Annotated in this window: 17 protein-coding genes and 2 riboswitches; of the genes, 5 read left to right on the top strand and 12 right to left on the bottom strand. The window is 69.4% G+C overall.

The genetic code is table 11. The features are described from left to right. Positions 1-221: 221 nt before the first annotated feature. Positions 222-770: an inorganic diphosphatase gene (gene ppa / locus VFQ84_RS06250; protein WP_325130323.1), complete on the top strand. Its 549-nt coding sequence runs from the start codon at positions 222-224 to the stop codon at positions 768-770. 177 nt (positions 771-947) lie between these two features. Here the strand turns inward: ppa and VFQ84_RS06245 are convergent, their stop codons facing one another. The 6 genes from VFQ84_RS06245 to VFQ84_RS06220 form a co-directional block, all read right to left on the bottom strand. Further along, positions 948-1,523: a DUF4136 domain-containing protein gene (locus VFQ84_RS06245; RefSeq protein WP_325130321.1), complete on the bottom strand. Its 576-nt coding sequence runs from the start codon at positions 1,521-1,523 to the stop codon at positions 948-950. A gap of 127 nt (positions 1,524-1,650) precedes the next feature. Continuing rightward, a complete protein-coding gene (thiC, locus tag VFQ84_RS06240) occupies positions 1,651-3,534 on the bottom strand; it encodes a phosphomethylpyrimidine synthase ThiC (protein ID WP_325130320.1) in 1,884 nt (627 codons plus the stop codon). A 65-nt stretch (positions 3,535-3,599) separates the two neighbouring features. Beyond that, positions 3,600-3,696: riboswitch (TPP riboswitch) on the bottom strand. Between the two features lie 98 nt (positions 3,697-3,794). Continuing rightward, positions 3,795-4,049 (bottom strand): hypothetical protein, encoded by a 255-nt coding sequence (locus VFQ84_RS06235; protein ID WP_325130318.1) that lies wholly within the window; start codon positions 4,047-4,049, stop codon positions 3,795-3,797. Positions 4,050-4,296: 247 nt separating this feature from the next. After that, positions 4,297-4,394, bottom strand: a riboswitch (TPP riboswitch). A 1,354-nt stretch (positions 4,395-5,748) separates the two neighbouring features. Continuing rightward, positions 5,749-6,102, bottom strand: coding sequence for a hypothetical protein (locus tag VFQ84_RS06230; protein ID WP_325130316.1), 354 nt, complete (start codon positions 6,100-6,102; stop codon positions 5,749-5,751). 177 nt (positions 6,103-6,279) lie between these two features. Next, a complete protein-coding gene (locus VFQ84_RS06225; RefSeq protein ID WP_325130313.1) occupies positions 6,280-9,342 on the bottom strand; it encodes an efflux RND transporter permease subunit in 3,063 nt (1,020 codons plus the stop codon). Positions 9,343-9,354: 12 nt separating this feature from the next. Continuing rightward, complete coding sequence (locus VFQ84_RS06220) at positions 9,355-10,479, bottom strand: efflux RND transporter periplasmic adaptor subunit (protein ID WP_325130311.1); 1,125 nt, start codon at positions 10,477-10,479, stop codon at positions 9,355-9,357. 74 nt (positions 10,480-10,553) lie between these two features. Between VFQ84_RS06220 and VFQ84_RS06215 the strand changes: the two genes are divergently transcribed. From VFQ84_RS06215 to VFQ84_RS06205, 3 genes are all read left to right on the top strand, one after another. Further along, positions 10,554-11,201: a TetR/AcrR family transcriptional regulator gene (locus VFQ84_RS06215; protein WP_325130309.1), complete on the top strand. Its 648-nt coding sequence runs from the start codon at positions 10,554-10,556 to the stop codon at positions 11,199-11,201. 205 nt (positions 11,202-11,406) lie between these two features. Continuing rightward, positions 11,407-12,060: a protein-L-isoaspartate O-methyltransferase gene (locus VFQ84_RS06210; protein WP_325130307.1), complete on the top strand. Its 654-nt coding sequence runs from the start codon at positions 11,407-11,409 to the stop codon at positions 12,058-12,060. A gap of 21 nt (positions 12,061-12,081) precedes the next feature. Further along, positions 12,082-13,494: a TolC family outer membrane protein gene (locus tag VFQ84_RS06205; RefSeq protein ID WP_325130305.1), complete on the top strand. Its 1,413-nt coding sequence runs from the start codon at positions 12,082-12,084 to the stop codon at positions 13,492-13,494. Between the two features lie 18 nt (positions 13,495-13,512). Here VFQ84_RS06205 and waaA read toward each other — a convergent pair whose 3' ends face one another. After that, positions 13,513-14,817: a lipid IV(A) 3-deoxy-D-manno-octulosonic acid transferase gene (gene waaA, locus VFQ84_RS06200; RefSeq protein ID WP_325130302.1), complete on the bottom strand. Its 1,305-nt coding sequence runs from the start codon at positions 14,815-14,817 to the stop codon at positions 13,513-13,515. 58 nt (positions 14,818-14,875) lie between these two features. Here waaA and lpxL point away from each other — a divergent pair, with 58 nt between their 5' ends. Further along, positions 14,876-15,778: an LpxL/LpxP family Kdo(2)-lipid IV(A) lauroyl/palmitoleoyl acyltransferase gene (gene lpxL / locus VFQ84_RS06195; protein ID WP_325130300.1), complete on the top strand. Its 903-nt coding sequence runs from the start codon at positions 14,876-14,878 to the stop codon at positions 15,776-15,778. Here the strand turns inward: lpxL and VFQ84_RS06190 are convergent, their stop codons facing one another. From VFQ84_RS06190 to VFQ84_RS06170, 5 genes are all read right to left on the bottom strand, one after another. Continuing rightward, positions 15,779-16,663 (bottom strand): lysophospholipid acyltransferase family protein, encoded by an 885-nt coding sequence (locus VFQ84_RS06190; protein ID WP_325130298.1) that lies wholly within the window; start codon positions 16,661-16,663, stop codon positions 15,779-15,781. A gap of 10 nt (positions 16,664-16,673) precedes the next feature. After that, the gene (locus tag VFQ84_RS06185) at positions 16,674-17,924 is read right to left on the bottom strand and encodes an O-antigen ligase family protein (RefSeq protein WP_325130297.1); all 1,251 of its coding nucleotides are present in this window, start codon (positions 17,922-17,924) and stop codon (positions 16,674-16,676) included. Next, positions 17,902-19,011, bottom strand: coding sequence for a glycosyltransferase (locus VFQ84_RS06180; RefSeq protein WP_325130295.1), 1,110 nt, complete (start codon positions 19,009-19,011; stop codon positions 17,902-17,904). The genes VFQ84_RS06185 and VFQ84_RS06180 overlap by 23 nt, the downstream gene beginning before the upstream one ends. 13 nt (positions 19,012-19,024) lie before the next feature. Beyond that, positions 19,025-19,228: a zinc-finger domain-containing protein gene (locus VFQ84_RS06175; protein ID WP_325130291.1), complete on the bottom strand. Its 204-nt coding sequence runs from the start codon at positions 19,226-19,228 to the stop codon at positions 19,025-19,027. 204 nt (positions 19,229-19,432) lie between these two features. Further along, positions 19,433-20,008, bottom strand: a complete 576-nt coding sequence (locus VFQ84_RS06170; RefSeq protein WP_325130289.1) for a YceI family protein — start codon at positions 20,006-20,008, stop codon at positions 19,433-19,435. Between the last annotated feature and the right edge of the window lie 176 nt (positions 20,009-20,184).

Genomic DNA, 20,184 nt, shown 5'->3' with positions numbered 1-20,184 from the left:
TAGCCCCACCTTCGTCCACCCCCCTTCGTCCACCCCCCCTGTAGGAGCGCCTTCAGGCGCGAATCTTTTCGGAGAAGAGCTTCGCGCCTGAAGGCGCTCCTACAGGGAAGGCCTCGGGGAGGGGGATGCGCAGGGGGGGCTGAGTGCGGGCTCCACCCCTTTCCCGTATCCTTTGCGCCCCCACTTCACCGCCCTTTTCCGGGCAAAGCAGGAGTTTCCCCATGGCCCTTGACCTGGTGCCCACCGGCCGCGACGTGCCGAACGAAATCAATGTCGTCATCGAGATCCCCAAGGATGCCGACCCGGTCAAGTACGAGGTGGACAAGGCCACGGGCGCGATCTTCGTCGACCGCATCCTGTCGACCCCGATGCGCTACCCCTGCAACTACGGCTACGTGCCCCACACCCTGTGCGGCGACGGCGACCCGGTGGACGTGCTGGTCATCCTGCCGCTGCCGCTGATCCCGGGCTCGGTGATCCGCTGCCGCCCGGTCGGCATGCTGAAGATGAAGGACGAGGCCGGCGAAGACACCAAGCTGCTGGCGGTGCCGGTGGACAAGGTGTTCGGCGGCTACTCGCACATCCACGACATCCAGCAGGTCAGCCCGCACTGGCTCGAGCGCATCGGCCACTTCTTCGAGCACTACAAGGACCTGGAGAAAGGCAAGTGGGTCAAGCTCGACGGCTGGGAAGGCGCCGAGGCGGCGCGCCGGGAGATCATGGACTCGGTCGAGCGGTTCGAGGCCAGCCCCGAGAAGCTCAACTTCTGAGCCCGCCCCTGTAGGAGCGCCCTCAGAAAAAGGGGTCAGAGTCATTTATTCGGCCAGCACCCCCGGCGAACCGTCGTAACCTCGCCCGAATAAATGACTCTGACCCCTTTTTTTGGTCCGGATGCAAAAAAAAAGCCGCCCATCGGGCGGCTTATTTGTTGCGCGGGTGCGGGGGCCTCAGCGGGCCGCCGCCCGGTGCGGGTATTCCGCGAAGATCTCGGCGATGGTCGAATCGATCCGCGCCGCGCGCTCGGCCGGCTTCAGGCGGGACATGCGGCCCACGGCCACGCCCTCCCAGACCAGCGCCTTCTCGCGCGCATCGACCAGGTCCACGTTCAGCGTGCCCTCGGTGTAGCGATAGACGTCGGTGCGGTTGGTCCAGTACGGCACCGCCACGTAGGAACGGGCGCGGTAGCTGTAGTACAGCGCGGTTTCCACCTGCGGAGTGCTGTAGACGTCGGTGCGCTCGTCCACGTAGGCGTTGATGTTGACCATCAGGTCGGGCGAGGCCTCGTCGTAGACGTAGCCGCGCGACTCGAGCTCGCGGCGCACCGCGGCCTTCATGCGGCTGCTCGAGGGCGTCGAGTAGTCGTCGGTTTCCACCGCCAGCGGGCTGTAGAACGCGAAGCTGCGGTAGTTGCCGAAGTCGGCCGAGGGGTCGGCATCGGTGCTGATGCGGGGGCCGGTGGCGCAACCGGCCAGCAGGATCATGGACAGCAGGGCCAAGGCCTGCCAAAGGCGTGAGACTGACATGACGCACCTCCCGGTTGGATGGCTCGAAACTAGCATGCGGCCGGTGGTCGGGGCATGAATCAAGGCTGAGCCGAACCCCGGATCGCCGGCCGCCGGCAGGCGGCGGCCGACGAGTGGCGCAACCGGTTCAGTCCCGGCGGTAGAGCTGGGCGCCCTGGGCCCGGAACTCGTCCGCTTTCTCGGCCATGCCCTTCTCCAGCGCCTCGGCCTCGTCGGCCACGCCCTGGCTGGCCGCGTACTCGCGCACGTCCTGGGTGATCTTCATCGAGCAGAAGTGCGGGCCGCACATCGAGCAGAAGTGGGCGACCTTGTGGGCGTCCTTGGGCAGGGTTTCGTCGTGGTACTCGCGGGCGCGCTCCGGGTCCAGGCCCAGGTTGAACTGGTCCTCCCAGCGGAACTCGAAGCGGGCCTTGCTCAGCGCGTTGTCGCGCGCCTGCGCGCCCGGGTGGCCCTTCGCGAGGTCAGCGGCATGGGCGGCGATGCGGTAGGCCATCAGGCCCTCGCGCACGTCGTTCTTGTCCGGTAGGCCCAGGTGCTCCTTCGGGGTCACGTAGCAAAGCATCGCGGTACCGAACCAGCCGATCATGGCCGCGCCGATGGCGCTGGTGATGTGGTCATAGCCCGGCGCGATGTCGGTGGTCAGCGGGCCCAGGGTGTAGAACGGCGCCTCGCCGCAGACGGCGAGCTGCTTGTCCATGTTCTCCTTGATCAGGTGCATGGGCACGTGGCCCGGGCCCTCGATCATGGTCTGCACGTCGTGCTTCCAGGCGATCTTGGTCAGCTCGCCCAGGGTCTCGAGCTCACCGAACTGGGCGGCGTCGTTGGCGTCGGCGATGGACCCCGGGCGCAGGCCGTCGCCCAGCGAGAAGGTCACGTCGTAGGCCTTCATGATTTCGCAGATTTCCTCGAAGTGCGTGTAGAGGAAATTCTCCTTGTGGTGGGCCAGGCACCACTTCGCCAGGATGCTGCCGCCGCGGCTGACGATGCCGGTGACGCGCTTGGCCGTCAGCGGCACGTAGCGCAGCAGTACGCCGGCGTGGATGGTGAAGTAGTCCACGCCCTGCTCGGCCTGCTCGATCAGGGTGTCGCGGAAGATCTCCCAGGTCAGGTCCTCGGCCTTGCCGTCGACCTTCTCCAGCGCCTGGTAGATCGGCACGGTGCCGATCGGGACCGGCGAATTTCGCAGGATCCACTCGCGGGTCTCGTGGATGTTCTTGCCGGTGCTCAGGTCCATCACCGTGTCGGCGCCCCAGCGGATCGACCAGACCAGCTTCTCGACTTCCTCGGCGATGCCCGAGGACACGGCGCTGTTGCCGATGTTCGCGTTTACCTTGGTGAGGAAGTTGCGGCCGATGATCATCGGCTCGAGTTCCGGGTGATTGATGTTGGCCGGGATCACCGCACGGCCGCGGGCGACCTCGTCGCGCACGAACTCGGGCGTGATGAACTTCTGGATGCTGGCGCCGAAGGCCTCGCCCGGGTGCTGGCGCAGCAGGTGGGCTTCCTTGATGGCGTCGATGCGCTGGTTCTCGCGGATGGCGATGAACTCCATCTCCGGCGTGATGATGCCGCGGCGCGCGTAGTGCATCTGGCTGACGTTGGCGCCAGCGGTGGCGCGGCGCGGCGGGCGCAGGGCCGGGAAGCGGACGCTGTCCAGGCGCGCGTCGGCGGCGCGGCCGCGGCCGAACTCCGAGCTCAGGCCGGGGAGCGGCGAGGAGTCGCCGCGCTCGGCGATCCACGGCGCGCGCAGCGGGGCCAGGCCGGCGCCCAGGTCGATGCTGGCGTCCGGATCGCTGTAGGGACCGGACATGTCGTAGACGGTGAAGGGCGCATTCGGCTCCTGGATGCCGTAGATGCGCGGCGTCGGGTCCAGCGCGATCTCGCGCATCGGCACCCGGATGTCCGGGCGCGAGCCCTCGACGTAGATCTTGCGCGAGCCCGGCAGCGGGCGCGTCACGGACTCGGACAGCTGCTGGGCCTGGCGCAGCAGCTCGGTGGGCAGGGCATTCATGCGATTCGTCCTCTAAGGCCCCGGACGGGGCGGAACGAAGCGGCGGCGCCGGGGCGCCGGCACGGGGCCAGCACCACGAAGCTCCCTACGCCGGTGCGAGCCGGATCAGGTTCGAAGGGTAATTCTCAGCCCGCTGACGCCTGGGCACCCCCGCTTCAAGGCGGCATTGTTCCACGAGTCCCACCGCAACGGTAGTGTGCTCCAAGCGTGATGCCAGGAGACAGGTGCTGAACACGCCAGCCCTGCACAACGGAGGCTGATCACCTTTCCAATTCTTCAACCCGTTTCGCCATGCCGAGAATGTACTTGAAGGAAACCTTCGCCAATAGCGAAGAAAAAACCATGCCAAGCACCAACCCGACGCCAAAAGGCACGCCTCGACTGACCCATTTATCGGCGTCGGGCAGAATGACAAGCGCCACTACCAGCACGGATCCAAGACCAAGAAGGAAAATATTTAGAATGGCAGCCGTCCAGAAAGCAAACCTGACTGCCGGTCGGCATTGCTTGATCACCACTTGTCCAACCAGCTGTACAAAATAGCCAGAACAAATGGTGGCTCCGGATGCGTACCCGAGGGAAGTGAACAAAACGACGGGTAGAACCGAAAAACCTGCCACAACCGCTTTCTCCAGGTAACGCGCCGAAATTTCTGAAGAGATTTATCGCTCAGCACGCTACGGCAGCAAGGGCATTCGTGCGATTCGTCTCCCAAGGTCCCGGACGGGGCGGAACGAAGCGGCGGCGCCGGGGCGCGGACAGGGCCAGCACCACGAAGCTCCCTGCGCCGGTGCGAGCCGGATCAGGTTCGAAGGGTAATTCTCAGCCCGCCTTATGCCTGGGCACCCCCGCTTCTGAGACTATTGTTCCACGACCAAGGACGGACAGCCACCACCAGGCCAGCGGCTGACAACGAACGAGGCACGAATGAGCCAAAGTAGCCTTTCGTCTTCGTAGGCCCGATCCGAAACCGGGTGTTCCGGCCAAGCGTAGCTTCAGCGCGCGCGACACCCAAAAGCAGGCATATCGTGGAAACACTAAACCTGTCCCGATTTGCCTCGATGAACGCGCTCACCGAGTCCCGTAGCTTCGCGTGCCAGATGGGACCGCGGGGAATCGCCCTTATATGGCGGGAAGAGGCAATCAATCAGAACCCTGATCTCGTCAGAATGATCCGAACTCGCATGAAGCACGCTGGGAGTTGCCGCGTAGAACGTCTCGCTACACTCGTAACGAGCGGCCTCCACGTACTTCCTGCAATCCTCAGCATTCAACCCCGTCTTGACTTGTACACGGCCTCGCTCGCAACGCCCTCCGACGATACGGACTACCCGCTCAAGCATCATCTCTCTGGAAATGGGATAAATTGTTGACCGCCCCGAACCGGCCGAAGGTGCATCACGGCTAGCCAGGCGGGCATCCGGGCGCCCAGGAGAGATGCCTGGGCTCGCGAGGTACAGTACCTGCGATGATTGTTCGGGCAATAGGCCGTCGGCGCTGCCCTGCAGAGCGAGACCGCCTAGTGACAAGATCGTCGTTAGTATCCCGGCCAGGGTCCAAGCCACCACTCTCACTTCCAACTCTCCACGGTCGCCACTTCTGGTCAGTCTCGGCTTTACGCTCGTGCGGACCAGTGAATGCATACTCCCTAACCCCTTCGTATGCAACGGGTGCTACCTCGGCGTATGCATCTGCTGCGTCAGAAACCACGGGGACCTTAAGCAGTCCAACGGCAGTCAAGGCATCGGTCACGAGACTCATAAGCCCATTCGCGTCCTTGCGCCGGTGCGAGCCGGATCATGCTCGAAGGGAATTCCAAGCCGACTGACGCCTGGGCATCACCGCCTCTCGTGGCGTTGTTCCATGGCCAATGGCCAACCGCCAGCGCAAAACCGCCGGTAGGCACGGCCCACCGCAAGAATCCGGGTCTCGCATTCCTCGGGGCCAAAGCCAGCGCCCGAGATCGCCGCCCAACTGGCTAGCGACCGCCTTGGGAATACCTGGCTCAGGTCGAAACCGAACCGGTCGACCGCTTGCCTGCGGTGGAGTCTGGAAGGTGGTCTGGGTGTCCAATTTTGAATCGCAACGGCCAGTTCGGCACGCGCTTGATGAGGCCGGCTCCCCCTGCCCAGAGCCGGATAGGGCCTGCATCGTCAGTCGGACGCCATAGGCCGAAAATCGCATTACCCGGGCGCGCCGTTCTGGCCGCCGCTCCTACCTGGCCAGATTGATTTCAAGCACTTCGGCGTTGCGCTTGGAAATCCTCACCTCAAGGCCAATCGGCATCTCCAGCGTGATGGAATCCGCATGAAGCTCAGAGACATCGCCGGCCCCCTGGCAATGACAGACCGTCCAGGCATCCCCATCGTCATACGCATCAAGCTCCCTGATCGACAGGAGCCGATTGAATGCCTCCTCGCCTTGATAGGCCTGAAGGATGACGTGAGCCAACCCAATGGCTGTTTCCTTGTCGGGAACCAGCGGACGATCAAAGTCCCTGGCCGACGCATGTCCCGCGCACAGCAGCAACGTGACCGCCAACCCGTGGAATGTCTTCATCAAAGCCATGGCCGTTACCTCCCGCCTTTATCAAGACAGGAGCACACGCTTCGTACTCGTCGCCGTCAAGGCCAAGCGGTGATCCCGCTCTAGCCGGACCAATCCAGCCTGCCCCCTCCGACCCCAGGGTTCAGGCCCGGTAAACGACGAAAATCCCGGCCGCATTTCACAGCGCGACCGTCCTGGCTAGATCCTGGCAGGGCGCGGCACGCGGAACCAGGCGGCGTAAAGCGCCGGCAGGAACAGCAGCGTCAGCGCGGTCGCCACGATCAGGCCGCCCATGATCGCCACCGCCATCGGGCCGAAGAACACGCTGCGCGACAGCGGGATCATGGCCAGCACCGCGGCCAGCGCCGTCAGCACGATCGGGCGGAAGCGGCGCACGGTCGCGTCGACGACCGCCTGCGCGGGCGGGTGCCCGGCGGCGATGTCCTGTTCGATCTGGTCCACCAGGATCACCGAATTGCGCATGATCATGCCGCTGAGCGCGATCGTCCCCAGCATGGCCACGAAGCCGAAGGGCACGCGGAACACCAGCAGGAACAGCACCACGCCGATCAGGCCCAGCGGCGCCGTCAGCAGCACCATGGCCGTGCGCGGGAAGCTGCGCAGCTGCAGCATCAGCAGGGTGGTGACGGCGAACAGGAACAGCGGCACGCCGGCGGCAACCGAGGCCGAGCCGCGGTTGGAGTCCTCGACCGTGCCGCCGGTCTCGAGCAGGTAGCCCGGCGGCAGCGCGGCGCGGATCTCCTCCAGGGTCGGCAGGATCTCGGCGGTCACGCTCGGCGGCGTCTTCTCGCCGTAGATGTCGGCACGCACGGTGATCGTCGGCAGGCGGTTGCGGTGCCAGATGATGCCGTCCTCGAAGCCGTATTCCAGCGTGGCGATCTGCGACAGCGGCACGCTGCGGCCATTGCCGGCCGGCACCGACAGGCTGCCCAGCAGCGACAGCTGCTCGCGCTCCTGCGCCGGGCCGCGCAGCAGGATCTCGATCAGTTCGTTGCCGTCGCGGTAGGTGCTGACCGTGGTGCCCGACAGCGAACCGCGCAGGAAGGCCGCCACCTGGGCCGAGCTGATGCCCAGCACCCGGGCGCGGGCCTGGTCGATCTGCAGGCGCACGACCTTGCTGGGCTCGTCCCAGTCCAGGTTGACGTTGGTGACCGCCTCGTTGGCGCGCACCTTTTCGGCGACCTGGCGGGCGATGCGGCGGACGTCGTCGACGTGTTCGCCCGAGACGCGGAACTGGATCGGGAAGCCCACCGGCGGCCCGTTCTCCAGCCGCGACACGCGCGCCTGCACGTCGTTGAACTTCTCGTCGAAGAGCCCGATCAGCCACTGCCGCACTTCTTCGCGGGATTCGATGTCGGGCGTGAGCACCACGAACTGGGCGAAGTTGGCCTGCGGCAGCTTCTGGTCCAGCGGCAGGTAGAACCGCGGCGTACCCGAGCCGACGTAGGCCACGTAGCTTTCGATGCCCTCGCGGCCCTTGAGCTCGGCCTCCAGCCGCTGCGCCACTTCCTCGGTGGCATGCAGCGAGGCGCCCTCGGCCAGCTCCAGGTCCACCATCAGCTCCAGCCGCGTCGAGGACGGGAAGAACTGCTGCGGCACGAACCGGAACATCAGGATCGAAGCCACGAAGGCCGCCACCGTCACCGCGATCACGGTCTTGCGCTGGCGCACGCACCAGGTGACCCAGCGCCGCACGCCGCGGTAGAACTTGCTGGCGTAGGGATCATGCGCCGGGCCGTCGCCGTGCGGCTTGGGATCGGGCAGCAGCTTGTAGCCCAGGTAGGGAATGAAGACCACGGCCGCGATCCAGGACAGGATCAGCGAGATGGTCACCACCTGGAAGATCGAGCGCGTGTACTCGCCCGTGCTCGAGGCCGCGGTGGCGATCGGCAGGAAGCCCGCCGCCGTCACCAGCGTGCCGGTCAGCATCGGGAAGGCCGTGGACTGGTAGGCGAACGCGGCCGCCTTCATGCGGCTGTAGCCCTGCTCCATCTTCACCGCCATCATCTCGACGGCGATGATGGCGTCGTCCACCAGCAGGCCCAGGCCCAGCACCAGCGCGCCGAGCGAGATCTTGTGCAGGCCGATGCCGAAGTAGTGCATGGCCGCGAACGTCATCGCCAGCACCAGCGGGATCGACAGCGCCACCACGAGGCCGGTGCGGAAGCCCAGCGAGAAGAAGCTGACCAGCAGCACGATGATGACGGCCTCGGTCAGCACCTGCACGAACTCGGCCACCGAGCTGCGCACGGCCTGCGGCTGGTCCGACACCTTCTTCAGGGTCATGCCCACCGGCAGGGTTTCCTGCAGGCGCGCGAACTCAGTGTCGAGCACGTCGCCGAGGCGGATGATGTCGCCACCGGCGCGCATCGACACCGCGATGCCGATCGCGTTCTCGCCCATGAAGCGGACGCGCGGCGCCGCCGGATCGGCGAAGCCGCGGCTGACCTCGGCCACGTCGCCCAGCCGGAAGCTGCGGTCGCCGACGCGGATCGGGAAGTTCCGGATTTCCTCGACGCTGTCGAAGCGCCCCGAGACGCGCAGCTGCACGCGGTCGGTCGGCGTCTCGAAGAAGCTGGCCGGCGCGATCGCGTTCTGCTCGTCGATCGCCCGCTGCACCGCCTCCAGCGGCACGCCCAGGGTGGCCAGCTTGGTGTTCGAGAGCTCGATCCAGATCTTCTCGTCCTGCAGGCCCACCAGTTCGATCTTGCCGACGTCGGGAACGCGGTGCAGCTCCAGCTCGATCCGCTCGGCATAGTCCTTCAGCGTCGCGTAATCGAAACCGTCGCCCGACAGCGCGTAGATGTTGCCGAAGGTGTCGCCGAATTCATCGTTGTAGAACGGCCCCACCACGCCCGCCGGCAGCGTGTGGCGGATGTCGCCCACTTTCTTGCGCACGTCGTACCAGAGCTGCGGCAGTTCGCGCGACACCATCGAGTCCTTGCTGGCCAGCATCACCAGCGACTCGCCCGGGCGCGAATACGAGCGCACGAACTGGTAGCGCCCCGTTTCCATGACCTCTTTCTCGACGCGGTCGGTCACCTGGCGCGCCACTTCCTCGGCGGTCGCGCCCGGCCAGAAGGTCCGGACCACCATGATCTTGAAGGTGAAGGGCGGGTCTTCCGACTGGCCCAGGCGCTGGTAGCTGAACCAGCCCACGATCGCCAGCACCACCATCGCGTAGAGCACCAGCGAGCGGTTGCGCAGCGCCCACTCGGAAAGATTGAAGTTGGAAGCCATGGCGTCGGGGCCTCAGTTCGCCGCGGCGGGCGCGGCGGCGGGCGCCAGCGCGACCGGCCGGTTCTGGCGGTCGATCGGCGTGATGCGCTGGCCTTCGAGCAGCAGGTGCACGCCGGCGGCGACCACCCACTCGCCCGCGTCCAGCCCCGACACCACCGGCACCAGGGTTTCGCCGAAGGCGCCGGTCTTCACCACGCGCAGGCTCACCGTCGAGGTGGCCGGATCGACCACCCAGAGCGCGGTCTCGCCGTCCTTCTGGTCGATCGCGGAGAGCGGCACCGACAGGGTCGCTTCGCCGTCCTGCAGCGCGTAGACGCGCGCACTCTGGCCGACCTCGACGCGGGCGTCGCCGGCCTCGAAGCTGACCCGCGCCGCGAAGGTGCGGGCCTGGGCGTCCGCGGCCGGCGAGATCTCGCGCAGCGTTGCCGGCAAGCGCTTGCCCGGCGCCGACCACAGTTCCACCGCGAGCGCGCGGCCCGGGCTGAAGTCGGCGGCGCTCTGCTCGGGCACGCTGATCAGCACCTCGCGGTCGCCGTTCTCGGCGAGCAGGAAGACGGTCTGGCCTGCGGCGACCACCTGCCCGGCGTCCACCAGGCGCTGCGCGATCACGCCGTCGGCCGGCGCGCGCAGCACGGCATAGCCGGCCTGGTTGTCGGACACGCGGGCCTGGGCGCGGGCCTGGCGCACGCGCGCCTCGGCCGCCTGCAGCGCCGATACGCGCGCGTCGTACAGGGAGCGGCTGACCAGCTGGCGATCGAGCAGGCTCTGGTAGCGCTCGAGCTCGGACTTGGCCAGGGCCTGGTCGGACTCCGCCGACGCCAGCGCCGCGCGGGAGGCTTCCAGCTGCAGCGCCACGTCCGAGGCGTCGAGCTCGGCCAGGGCCTGGCCCTTCTTCACCGCCTGTCCGACGTCGGCCTGCACGCGGGTGAGCTTGCCGCCGATGCGGAAGGCCAACGCCGGCTCGTAGCGGGCGCGGACTTCTCCAGCGTAGACGCTCAGCACGTCCGAGGCCGGGGCCGGCTGCACCACCAGCGCCGGTCGCGCCGGGCTTTCGGCGGCTTCGTCGCTACCGCAGGCCGCCAGCACCAGCACGGCGAGGATCAGGAGGAATCTGGAAATCATGGCGGGGGCGCTCATCGGGGAGTCAGGATTTAGTGAACCGGAAGGTATACTATCTTTACCAAACCGCCCAGTTCAATAATAATCTCGCGATGACCCGAGCCACCCGCCCCGCCGCCCCAGGCCGCCCCAAGGACCTGGAAAAGCGCGCCGCCATCCTCGACGCCGCCAAGGCCCTGTTCCCGGCCCGTGGCTACGACGGCGTGAGCATGGATGCGATCGCCCAGGCCGCCGGCGTGTCCAAGCTGACCGTCTACAGCCACTTCCAGGACAAGGACACGCTGTTCGTCGAGGCCGTGCGGGCCCGCTGCGAGGACCTGCTGCCCTCCGACCTGTTCGTGGCCCGGTTCGAGGGCCCGATCCGCGGCCAGCTGCTGCGCATCGCCCGCGCCTTCTTCGGCCTGATCACCAGCGAGGACGCGGTCAACATCCACCGGATGATGTCGCGCCAGCTGCCGGACGACTCGCATCTGCCCAAGCTGTTCTGGGAGGCCGGCCCCAAGCGCACCACCGAGGCTCTGGCCGCGTTCCTGGCGGCCGAGCACGCCGCCGGCGAGCTGCACATCCCCGACTGTGGCCTCGCCGCCTCCCAGTTCTTCTGCCTGCTCAAGGGCGAACAGCACGCCAAGCTGACCTGCGGCTGCCAGGAACCGCTGGACCCGGCGGGGGTCGAGCGGCACCTGGAGGCCACCGTCGACCTGTTCCTGCGCGCCTACGGCCCCGGCCGCCATGGCGCCTGAACCCTGCCTCCCCTGTCGGGCGATCCGGTGACTATCGGCACTACTGGCGCCCCGCGGCCGGCCAGCATCCTGTTGGCGCAACGTGGCGACCGGTTCCGGTCAACGCTTTCACACCCCCGCCGTTCCTCGTCCTGCATCCTGCCTTTCGCCGGACACCGGGCGGGGCGTAAAATCACGACCCTTGCGATTCAAGGATTTAGCCGACATGCCGATTGATTTCCAGCAGGCCCGCTTCGCGATGGTCGAACAGCAGGTCCGCCCCTGGGACGTGCTCGACCCGCGCGTGCTCGAGGCCCTGATGACGATCCGCCGCGAGGACTTCGTGCCGCTGCGCCACCGCAAGCTCGCCTTCGCCGACCTGCCGCTGCCGCTCGAGCACGGCGAGGTGATGATGAAGCCCGTGGTCGAGGGCCGCATGCTGCAGGCGATGAACCTCGAGCCCGGCGACGAAGTGCTGGAGATCGGCACCGGTTCGGGCTTCATCACCGCCTGCCTGGCCGCGCTCGCGCGCGACGTAACCAGCGTCGAGCGCCACGCCGACTTCGTCGAGCGCGTGCGCGTGCGGCTGGCCGCCGACAACGTCACCAACGTCCGCCTCGAGTGCGCCGACGTCTTCGCCTGGCAGCCGGGCCGGCTGTTCGACGCCATCTGCGTCACCGGCGCCGTCGCCACCGATCCCGAGCGCTTCGGCGCCTGGCTCAAGCCCGGCGGCCGCCTGTTCGTGATCCACGGCGATTCGCCGGTCCAGGAAGCGCTGCGCATCACCCGCCGCGGCGAAGGCTTCCACCGCGAAAGCCTGTTCGAAACCGACGTTCCCTACCTGCACGGCGCCGCCCCGGCGCCGCACTTCGCCTTCTAAATTAGAAAACAGGACCTCCCCATGCGCCTGAGCCTCCGCCCCCTGACCTTCGCCATCCTGATGGCTTCCGCCGCCGGCAGCGCCAACGCCGCCGACCTGCTGGAAGCCTATGAAATGGCCCGCCAGAGCGACCCCGTGCTGTCGGCCGCCGAGTCGCGCAGCCTGGCCACCGGCGAGGGCGTGGTGCAGAGCCGCGCCGCGCTGCTGCCCCAGCTCGACGGCAGCGTCAGCTGGAGCCGCACCCAGACCGACAGCACCGGCTCGCAGGCCTTCGGCGCCGTGGTGCAGCCGCCGTCGGAAACCTCCAGCGAGAACACCAGCCGCGGCTGGGGCGTGAACCTGCGCCAGAGCCTGTACGACCACGGCAACTACACCCGCCTGAGCGCCGCCCGGGCGCGCGCCGCGCAGTCCGAGGCCGACTACAAGGCCGCGCAGGACGAGCTGATCGTCCGCGTCTCCACCGCCTACTTCAACGTGCTGACCGCCATCGAGACCCTGGCCTCGTCGCGCGCCGAAGAGCGCTCGGTGAAGCGCCAGCTCGACCAGGCCGAGAAGCGCCTGGAAGTCGGCCTGGCCCCGATCACCGACGTGCACGAGGCCCGCGCCCGCTTCGACACCGCCCGCGCCAACGCCATCGCCGCCGCCAACGCGCTCGATGACGCCCGCGAAGCCCTCGCCGAGATCACCGGCACCGAGGTCGCCAACCTCAAGGGCCTCAACGCCGAGTACAAGCCGACCGACCCGACCGACCTGATCAGCCAGGACTGGGTCGCCGTGGCGATGGAGAACAACCCGTCGCTGCTGGCCCGCGAACTGGCCGTCACCGCCGCCGAGAAGGACATCGCCACCGCGCGTTCCGGCCACCTGCCCTCGCTGGGCCTGACCGCCAGCTACAACGACGGCAATGGCTACGGCGACAACGAAGTCTTCGCGCCGCTGCCGGGCACCACCACCTTCGACAACACCAGCGAATCCACCCGCGTCGGCGTCACCCTGTCGGTGCCGCTGTACGCCGGTGGCGCCATCCAGTCGGGCGTGCGCCAGGCCGTGCACAACCGCGACGCCGCCGCCGACCAGCTCGAGCAGCAGCGCCGCGCCGTGGTGCGCCAGACCCGCAACGCCCAGCGTTCGCTCGGCGCCGGTTCGGCCGAGGTCGAGGCCCGCCGCCTGTCGGTGGTGTCGGCCCAGGCCGCCTACGAGGCCAGCGAAGCCGGCCTGGAAGTCGGCACCCGCACCATCGTCGACGTGCTGATCACCCAGCAGTCGCTGTTCCAGGCGCAGCGCGAATACGCCCGCGCCCGCCACGACTTCCTGGTCAACACCCTGCGCCTGAAGCAGGCCGCCGGCACCATCGCCCTGGTCGACCTGCAGGAAGTGAACCGCGTGCTGGTGCAGGACGCGGAAGCGGCGCTCGACGAGTCGCTGTCGCAGTAATCCCCGCGGCCGGCGCGCCTAGGCGCGCCGGCCCGCCAGCACGTCGTCCAGCAGGTCCAGGGTCCGGCCCAGCGCGCCGGCGTGTTCCCCGACCTGTTGGCGCCCGGCCTCGCCCATCCGCGCGCGGCGCGGGGCATCCCCCAGCAAGGCCAACACGTCGTCGCCCACCGCCGCCGCATCCGCGGCCTGCACCAGCGCGCCCGCGTCACGCAGCCGGCGGGTGGCCTCGGCGAAGTTGAAGGTATGCGGCCCGACCACGCTGGGCACGCCCAGCGCCGCCGGCTCGAGCACGTTGTGGCCGCCGATGTCGCACAGGCTGCCGGCGACGAAGGCCAGGTCGGCCGCGGCGAAGAAGGACAGCAGTTCGCCCAGCGTGTCGATCACGAAGGCCTGGTGGCCGGCGCCCGGCAGGCCCTCGCCGCGCCGCGTGGCCACCGACAGGCCGGCGGCGGCCAGTGCCTCGACGCTGGGGCCGAAGCGCTCGGGATGGCGCGGCGCCCACAGCAGCAGGGCGTCGGGATACCTCGCCAGCACGCGCTGGTGCAGGGCCACCACCGCCGCCTCTTCCGGCGGATGGGTGCTGGCGGCGATCCACACCGGCCGCGCCGCGCCCCAGTGCGCGCGCCACTGCGCGGCCTGCTCATCCAGGCCGGCCGGAATGGCCAGGTCGTACTTGAGATTGCCGGTGACGTGCACCCGCGCCGGATCGGCGCCGATGCGCGCCAGCCGGGCGGCATCGGCGTTGGACTGCGCCGCCACCAGCCGCACCGTGCGCATCGCCAGCCGCGCCAGCGCCTGCACCGGCAGATAGCCACGCAGGGAGCGCTGCGACAGCCGCGCGTTCACCATCACCAGCGGGATGCCGCGGCGACTGCATTCGACGTACAGGTTGAGCCAGATCTCGGTCTCGACGATCACCGCCAGCGCCGGCCGGGCGCGGTCGAGGAAGCGCCGCACCATGCCGCGTAGGTCGTAGGGCAGGTATACGTGGTGCACCCGGTCGCCCCACAGCGCCCGCACGCGCTCCGAACCGGTCGGGGTGATGGTGGTCACCAGCAGCGGCCGCGCCGGGTACTTCGCCAGCAGCGCGTCCACCAGCGGTCGCGCGGCCAGCACTTCGCCCACCGACACGGCGTGCACCCACAGGGTGTCGTGCAGGTCGAGCTGGTCCTCGATCCAGCCGTAGCGCTCGGTCCAGCGGCGCAGGTACTCGCGCTGGCGCATGCCGCGCCAGACCAGGTGGTAGAGGGTAACGGGGAACGCCAGGTGCAGGACCAGCGAATACAGGCCCAACAGCACGCGCTGCCCGAGGGTGAGTGGCATGCGCGAGAGGATACCCGACCGCGCCGGGCGCGCGCTGCCAGCGGATAGAATGGCGGCCATGGCCGAACCCTCGCCGCCGCTGTCCCCGCGCCACTGGCCCACCTGGCTGATGATTGCCCTGGGCTGGGCGCTGGCGCGCGCCCCGCTGCGCCTGCACCGTGCGCTGGGGCCGGCGCTGGGCGCGGCGCTGTACCGGCTGCTGGGCGCGCGCCGCCGCACGGCGGCCACCAACCTCGCGCTGTGCTTCCCGGAACGGTCCGAGGCCGAACGCCAGGCCCTGCTGCGCCGCAATTTCCGGGCCCTGGGGCTGGGCGTATTCGAGTTCCTGCGGGCCTGGTGGGGCCGGCTGCCGGCGCCGTCCGAGTGCGAACTGTCAGGGCTGGAGCACCTCGAGGCGGCGCGCGCCGGCGGCCGCGGCGTCATCCTGGTCTCGGCCCACTTCACCACGCTGGAAATCAGCATGCGCATGCTGTGCCAGCACATCCCGCTGGCGGGCATGTACCGCCCGCACGAGCAGCCGCCGATGGAGTGGGCGGTCCGCCGCGGCCGCCTGCGGCACGCGGTGGCGATGTTCGCGCGCGACGAACTGCGGCCGGTGATCCGCTACCTCAAGCAGGGCGGCCTGCTGTGGTTCGCGCCCGACCAGGAAACCCGGCGCGGCGACAGCGTGTTCGTGCCCTTCTTCGGCCAGCCGGCCTGGAGCCTCACCTCCACCCACCAGCTGGCGCGCCTGTCGGGCGCGGCGGTGCTGCCGCTGTTCCACGAGCGACTGGCCGATGGCCGCTATCGCATCGAGATATTGCCGGCGCTGGACGACTTCCCGTCGCGCGACGCCACCGCCGACACCGCCCGGGTGATGGCGGCGCTCGAAGCCTTGGTGCGCCGCTGTCCCGAGCAGTACCTGTGGCTGCACCAGCGCTTCAAGCGCCAGCCCGACGGCAGCCGGCGCCGCTACGACTGATCAGTACAGCGGCGGTTCGCCCGGCGGCCGCGTCTTGAAGCGGCGATGCACCCACAGGTACTGCGAGGGCGCGTCGCGCACCGCGGCTTCCAGCCAGGCCAGGTAGCGCGCGGCATCGCGCCCCTCGTCGCCGCTGGGCCAGTCCGGCCAGGCCGGTTCGATCCGGAGCCGGTAGCGGCCGTCCTCGCCTCGCCGCACCTGCAGGGGCAGCGCGATCGCGCCGCTGGCCTGCACCAGCCCGGGCACGCCGGCCAGCGTCGCCGCCGGCACGCCGAAGAAGGGCACGAACACGTGCCGGTAGCTGAAATCCTGGTCGGCCAGGTAGCCCACCACCTCGCCGGCGCGCAGCGCGGCCAGCAGCGGCTCGCGTCCGCGCTTCTTCGGCAGCGTCGGTCCCGACACCCGCCGTCGCGAGGCTTCGATCCAGGCCTGCAGGCAGGCGTGGTTGTGGTCGCGCGCCACCAGCCGCACCGGCCGCCCCAGCGCCTCGCCCAGCAGCCGCAGCGCCAGTTCGTAGGACGTGAAGTGCCCGGTGAGCAGCAGCACGCCGCGGCCCGCGGCCAGCGCAGCCTTCACGTGTTCCAGGCCCTCGACCTCGGCCAGGCCGCGCAGCCTGCCGGCGGGCGCATGCCAGGCGCGCAGCATCTCGAGCGCACCGACCACCGTGTCGGCGACGGTGGCGTCGGCGAGCCGGCGCTGCGCCTTGGCCTCGAGCGCGGGGAAACACAGCGCGACGTTGATGGCGGCGATGCGCCGGCGCGAGCGCAGCAGCGGCCGGCCCAGCCACGCCAGCGCGCGGCCCAGCGCCAGCAGGGCGCGCTGCGGCAGCCGCGCCACCAGCGCGGCCGTGGCCTGCAGGGGCGCGGTCAGCAGCCGGCAGCGCACGGCCTGCGGATCACTCGGCGGCGCGTGCCGGCGCGGCCAGCAGGCTGCCGGCGTACAGCGCCGCCAACAGCAGCGTCAGTCCGCCCCAGAACGTCGAATAGAACGCGAGGTGGGTGTTGAGCGGGAACACGGTGACGAACAGCGCCAGCGCGGGCGCCCGCGCCTGGTCGCGCGCCTCCGGGGTCGCGAAGCGCCACGCCCGCCACGCCAGCGCCACGCCACCCAGCCACAGCAGCAGGCCCAGGCCGCCGGTTTCGCTCAGCACTTCGAGCACGATCTGGTGTGCGTGGTAGCCGGCGCCGTGCTCGGCATCGGCAAGCCAGGGATCGTCGGGCGCGGCGTAGTCGGCGTAGGCCTTGCGGAAGCCGCGCACGCCGACGCCGTTGACCGGATGCGCCAGGGCCATGTTCCAGGCCGTGCGCCAGATCGGCAGCCGACCCGACAAGGCATGGTCGACGCCCTCGGTGCCGCCTTCGAGCGCCGCCTCGGTGCGCTCCACGCGCTCCTGCAGCTTGTCCGACATCGTCACCGACAGCGTGAACAGCAGCAGCCCGCCAAGCCCCAGCACGACCAGCGAACGCTTCAGTCCCAGGTGCCGCCAGCCGCTGAAGGCCAACACCAGGGCCAGCGTGAGCCAGGCCGCGCGGGCGCCGGCCAGCAGCACCACCACCACCAGCGCCGCCGCGACCAGCCCCCAGCCGATCGCGCCCAGCCGCTGGGCCGCCGCGGCCAGCGGGAACGGCGCCAGACTGGCCAGCACCAGGCCCAGCTTGAGGTTGTCGGCCCCGAACACGCCGCTGAGACGATCGGCGGTGGCCGGCCCGCCCAGGCTCCAACCGGTGCCGGCCTGCACCAGGGCATCGGCCAGCCACAGCCCGGCGATGACCGCGAGGCCGCCGAACGTGAGGCGACGGCCGCGCGCGCTCGACACCGCCATCGCCACCAGCCACAGGAACGGCAGGTAGCGCAGGTCGACCAGCGACTCGCGCAGCGCGCGGCCGGCATCGACGGCGTCGACCGACGAGAACACCTCCGGCAGCCAGTAGGCAAAGAACAGCACGCTGGTCAGCGCCCAGGCCTCGTGGCTGAGCAGGGCCATGCCGCCGCGGAAGCGCGACAGCGCCAGCCAGGCCAGCGCCACCAGCGCGCCAAGCGAGAGCACGACTTCGGCCGGCCCGGGCAGCGGCCACAGCGCCACGAAGGCGAGCACCCACCACGGGGCCCAGCGCAGGCTGGCGTCAGTCGGCGACGAGCTGGTCATAGAGTTCCAGGGTGGCGGACTGCATCGCCGCCAGGGTGTGGGGGATGGTAACCGGCATCGGCGGCGGCGCGGCAAGCAGCGCACGCGCCGCCTGCGCCAGCGCGGCGCGATCGCCGAGGGGCACGGCGCCGGCGGGACACAGCGCGCGCAGCAGTTCGCCGACGCCGCCGTGGTCCCAGCCCAGCACCGGCCTGCCGATCGACAGCGCCTCGACCACGGTGCGGCCGAAGGCTTCGGGCTTGGCCGAGAGCTGCAGCACCAGGTCGGACACTGCGTACGCCTCGCGCATGTCGTCGCGCGGCGGGCTGGCGACGACCGCGTCGGCCACGCCGCGGGCGGCGGCCAGCGCGCGCAGTTCGTCGAGGTAGGCGCCGCGGCCGGGCGCGTCGGCGCCGGGCAGCCACAGCCGCAGGTCCAGGCCCTGCCCGCGCAGCGTCGCCAGCAGTTCGATGGCCTCGGCGTGACCCTTGAGCCGCGTGCCGCGACCGGGCATCAGCAGCACGCGCCCGCCCTGCAGCGCCGGATGGCGCGCGGCCCAGGCGGCGCGCCAGGCCGGATCGGGCTCGAAGCCGCGCGGAAAGTCCGCCGGATCGACGCCGCGCGGGATCACCCGCAGGCGCGCCGGATCGGTGCCGGGCCAATGGCGGCGCACGTAGTCGTGCACGGTCGTGGACACGCAGACCACGGCGTCGCCGCGGCACATCACGCCGCTGTAGCGGCCCGGCGAGTTGAGGCCATGCACGGTGGTGACCAGGCGCGGCCGCGGTGCCGGCAAGCCACGCAGCGCGAACCGCGCCAGCCAGGCCGGGAGCCGCGAGCGGGCGTGCACGATGTCCGGCGCCAGCGCGGCCAGCCGGCGGCGCAGTGCGAAAGCGGCAGGCAGGATGGCCGGCGACTTGCGGCCAAGGGGCAGTGCGATGTGCTCGCTGCCGCCCGCGACCAGGGCGTCGACCAGGCGACCACCTTCGGAAATGACGATCGAACGGTGCCCGGCGGCGACCAGGGCCGCGGCGATCTCGAGGGTGGAGCGCTCCACGCCGCCGCTGTGCAGCGCCGGCAGCAACTGGACGACGGTGAGCCGGCGCATGCGAGCGCCCGGGTCAGTCCTTCAGGACGAACACGGCGCCGCAGTACGGGCAGGTGGCGCTGCCGTTGGCTTCGACCGGCAGGTAGACGCGCGGGTGCGAGTTCCACAGGGCCATGGCCGGCGTCGGGCACGAGAGCGGCAGGTCGGCGCGGCGAACTTCGTAGCGGCGCTCGGTGTTGGCCGCGGCACGGCCGGTGGCGGTGTCGGTTCGCGACATGGCGGGGATCCTCGTGGACAGACGGCGATTTTACACCCCAAACGCCCCGCCGAGCGCCACGAAAAAGCGGAAAAGGGGTCAGGGTGGATATCTGTTTGAAACAGATATCCACCCTGACCCCTTTTTGTCGGTAGGAGGGCCTTCAGGCCCGAAGCCTTTCGGCGAAAAGCCTCGGGCCTGAAGGCCCTCCTACGGTACGGGGGATTACTGGGCGAGCGTGGCTTCGACGGTGATGTCGATGCGGACCTCGTCGCCGACCACCGGCACGTAGCCGCCGACGCCATAGTCGCTGCGCAGGATGGTGGTGGTGGCGTCGAAGCCGGCGGCCGGGACCTTGGCCATCGGGTGCTCGCCGATCTTGTTGATGGTCACGGCCAGCACCACCGGACGGGTGACGCCGTGGATGGTCAGGTCGCCGGCCACGTCGAGCTTTCCTTCGCCCGCGGCGGTGACGCCGGTGCTCTTGAAGGTGGCGGTCGGGTAGGTGGCGGCGTCGAAGAAATCGGCCTTGAGCAGGTGCTCGTCGAGCTTGTCCACGCCGGTGCTGATGCTGTCGACCGGAATGGTGATGTCGACGCTGGACTGGGTCGGGTTGGCCGGGTCGAACAGGAACTCACCCTGGACCGTGTCGAAGCGGCCGGTGATGTTCGAGAAGCCCATGTGGCTGTAGGTGAACTCGACCTGGGTGTGGGTCGGATCGATGCGGTACTTGTCGGCGGCCTGGGCACCGAAGGCGGCGACGGCGAGCAGGCTGGCAAGGGCGAGGCGCTTGAGGTTCATGCGGGGTCTCCGGGGTGGGCCGCCAGCCTGTGGGCCGGCGAGTGAGGGCAGTGTAGTCATCCTGCTGCTGCAACATAGGCGGGGCCACGCAACGTATCGTTGCGCGCCAAGCCCTCCGTGGCGGGTCCTTGCCCCAGCCGGACGCCAAATTCCGTCTTGTGAAGTGGGCCCGGCCT

It is taken from the genome of Arenimonas sp., assembly GCF_035721105.1.
In the GTDB taxonomy this organism is placed as follows: Bacteria; Pseudomonadota; Gammaproteobacteria; order Xanthomonadales; family Xanthomonadaceae; genus Arenimonas.
This window is presented reverse-complemented; position numbering and strand designations above follow the sequence as displayed.

Coding starts and splice junctions, on each gene's coding strand:
- ppa (WP_325130323.1), top strand. CDS start 222: ATGGCCCTTGACCTGGTGCCCACCGGCCGCGACGTGCCGAACGAAATC.
- VFQ84_RS06245 (WP_325130321.1), bottom strand. CDS start 1,523: ATGTCAGTCTCACGCCTTTGGCAGGCCTTGGCCCTGCTGTCCATGATC.
- thiC (WP_325130320.1), bottom strand. CDS start 3,534: ATGAATGCCCTGCCCACCGAGCTGCTGCGCCAGGCCCAGCAGCTGTCC.
- VFQ84_RS06230 (WP_325130316.1), bottom strand. CDS start 6,102: ATGGCTTTGATGAAGACATTCCACGGGTTGGCGGTCACGTTGCTGCTG.
- VFQ84_RS06225 (WP_325130313.1), bottom strand. CDS start 9,342: ATGGCTTCCAACTTCAATCTTTCCGAGTGGGCGCTGCGCAACCGCTCG.
- VFQ84_RS06220 (WP_325130311.1), bottom strand. CDS start 10,479: ATGAGCGCCCCCGCCATGATTTCCAGATTCCTCCTGATCCTCGCCGTG.
- VFQ84_RS06215 (WP_325130309.1), top strand. CDS start 10,554: ATGACCCGAGCCACCCGCCCCGCCGCCCCAGGCCGCCCCAAGGACCTG.
- VFQ84_RS06210 (WP_325130307.1), top strand. CDS start 11,407: ATGCCGATTGATTTCCAGCAGGCCCGCTTCGCGATGGTCGAACAGCAG.
- VFQ84_RS06205 (WP_325130305.1), top strand. CDS start 12,082: ATGCGCCTGAGCCTCCGCCCCCTGACCTTCGCCATCCTGATGGCTTCC.
- waaA (WP_325130302.1), bottom strand. CDS start 14,817: ATGCCACTCACCCTCGGGCAGCGCGTGCTGTTGGGCCTGTATTCGCTG.
- lpxL (WP_325130300.1), top strand. CDS start 14,876: ATGGCCGAACCCTCGCCGCCGCTGTCCCCGCGCCACTGGCCCACCTGG.
- VFQ84_RS06185 (WP_325130297.1), bottom strand. CDS start 17,924: ATGACCAGCTCGTCGCCGACTGACGCCAGCCTGCGCTGGGCCCCGTGG.
- VFQ84_RS06180 (WP_325130295.1), bottom strand. CDS start 19,011: ATGCGCCGGCTCACCGTCGTCCAGTTGCTGCCGGCGCTGCACAGCGGC.
- VFQ84_RS06175 (WP_325130291.1), bottom strand. CDS start 19,228: ATGTCGCGAACCGACACCGCCACCGGCCGTGCCGCGGCCAACACCGAG.
- VFQ84_RS06170 (WP_325130289.1), bottom strand. CDS start 20,008: ATGAACCTCAAGCGCCTCGCCCTTGCCAGCCTGCTCGCCGTCGCCGCC.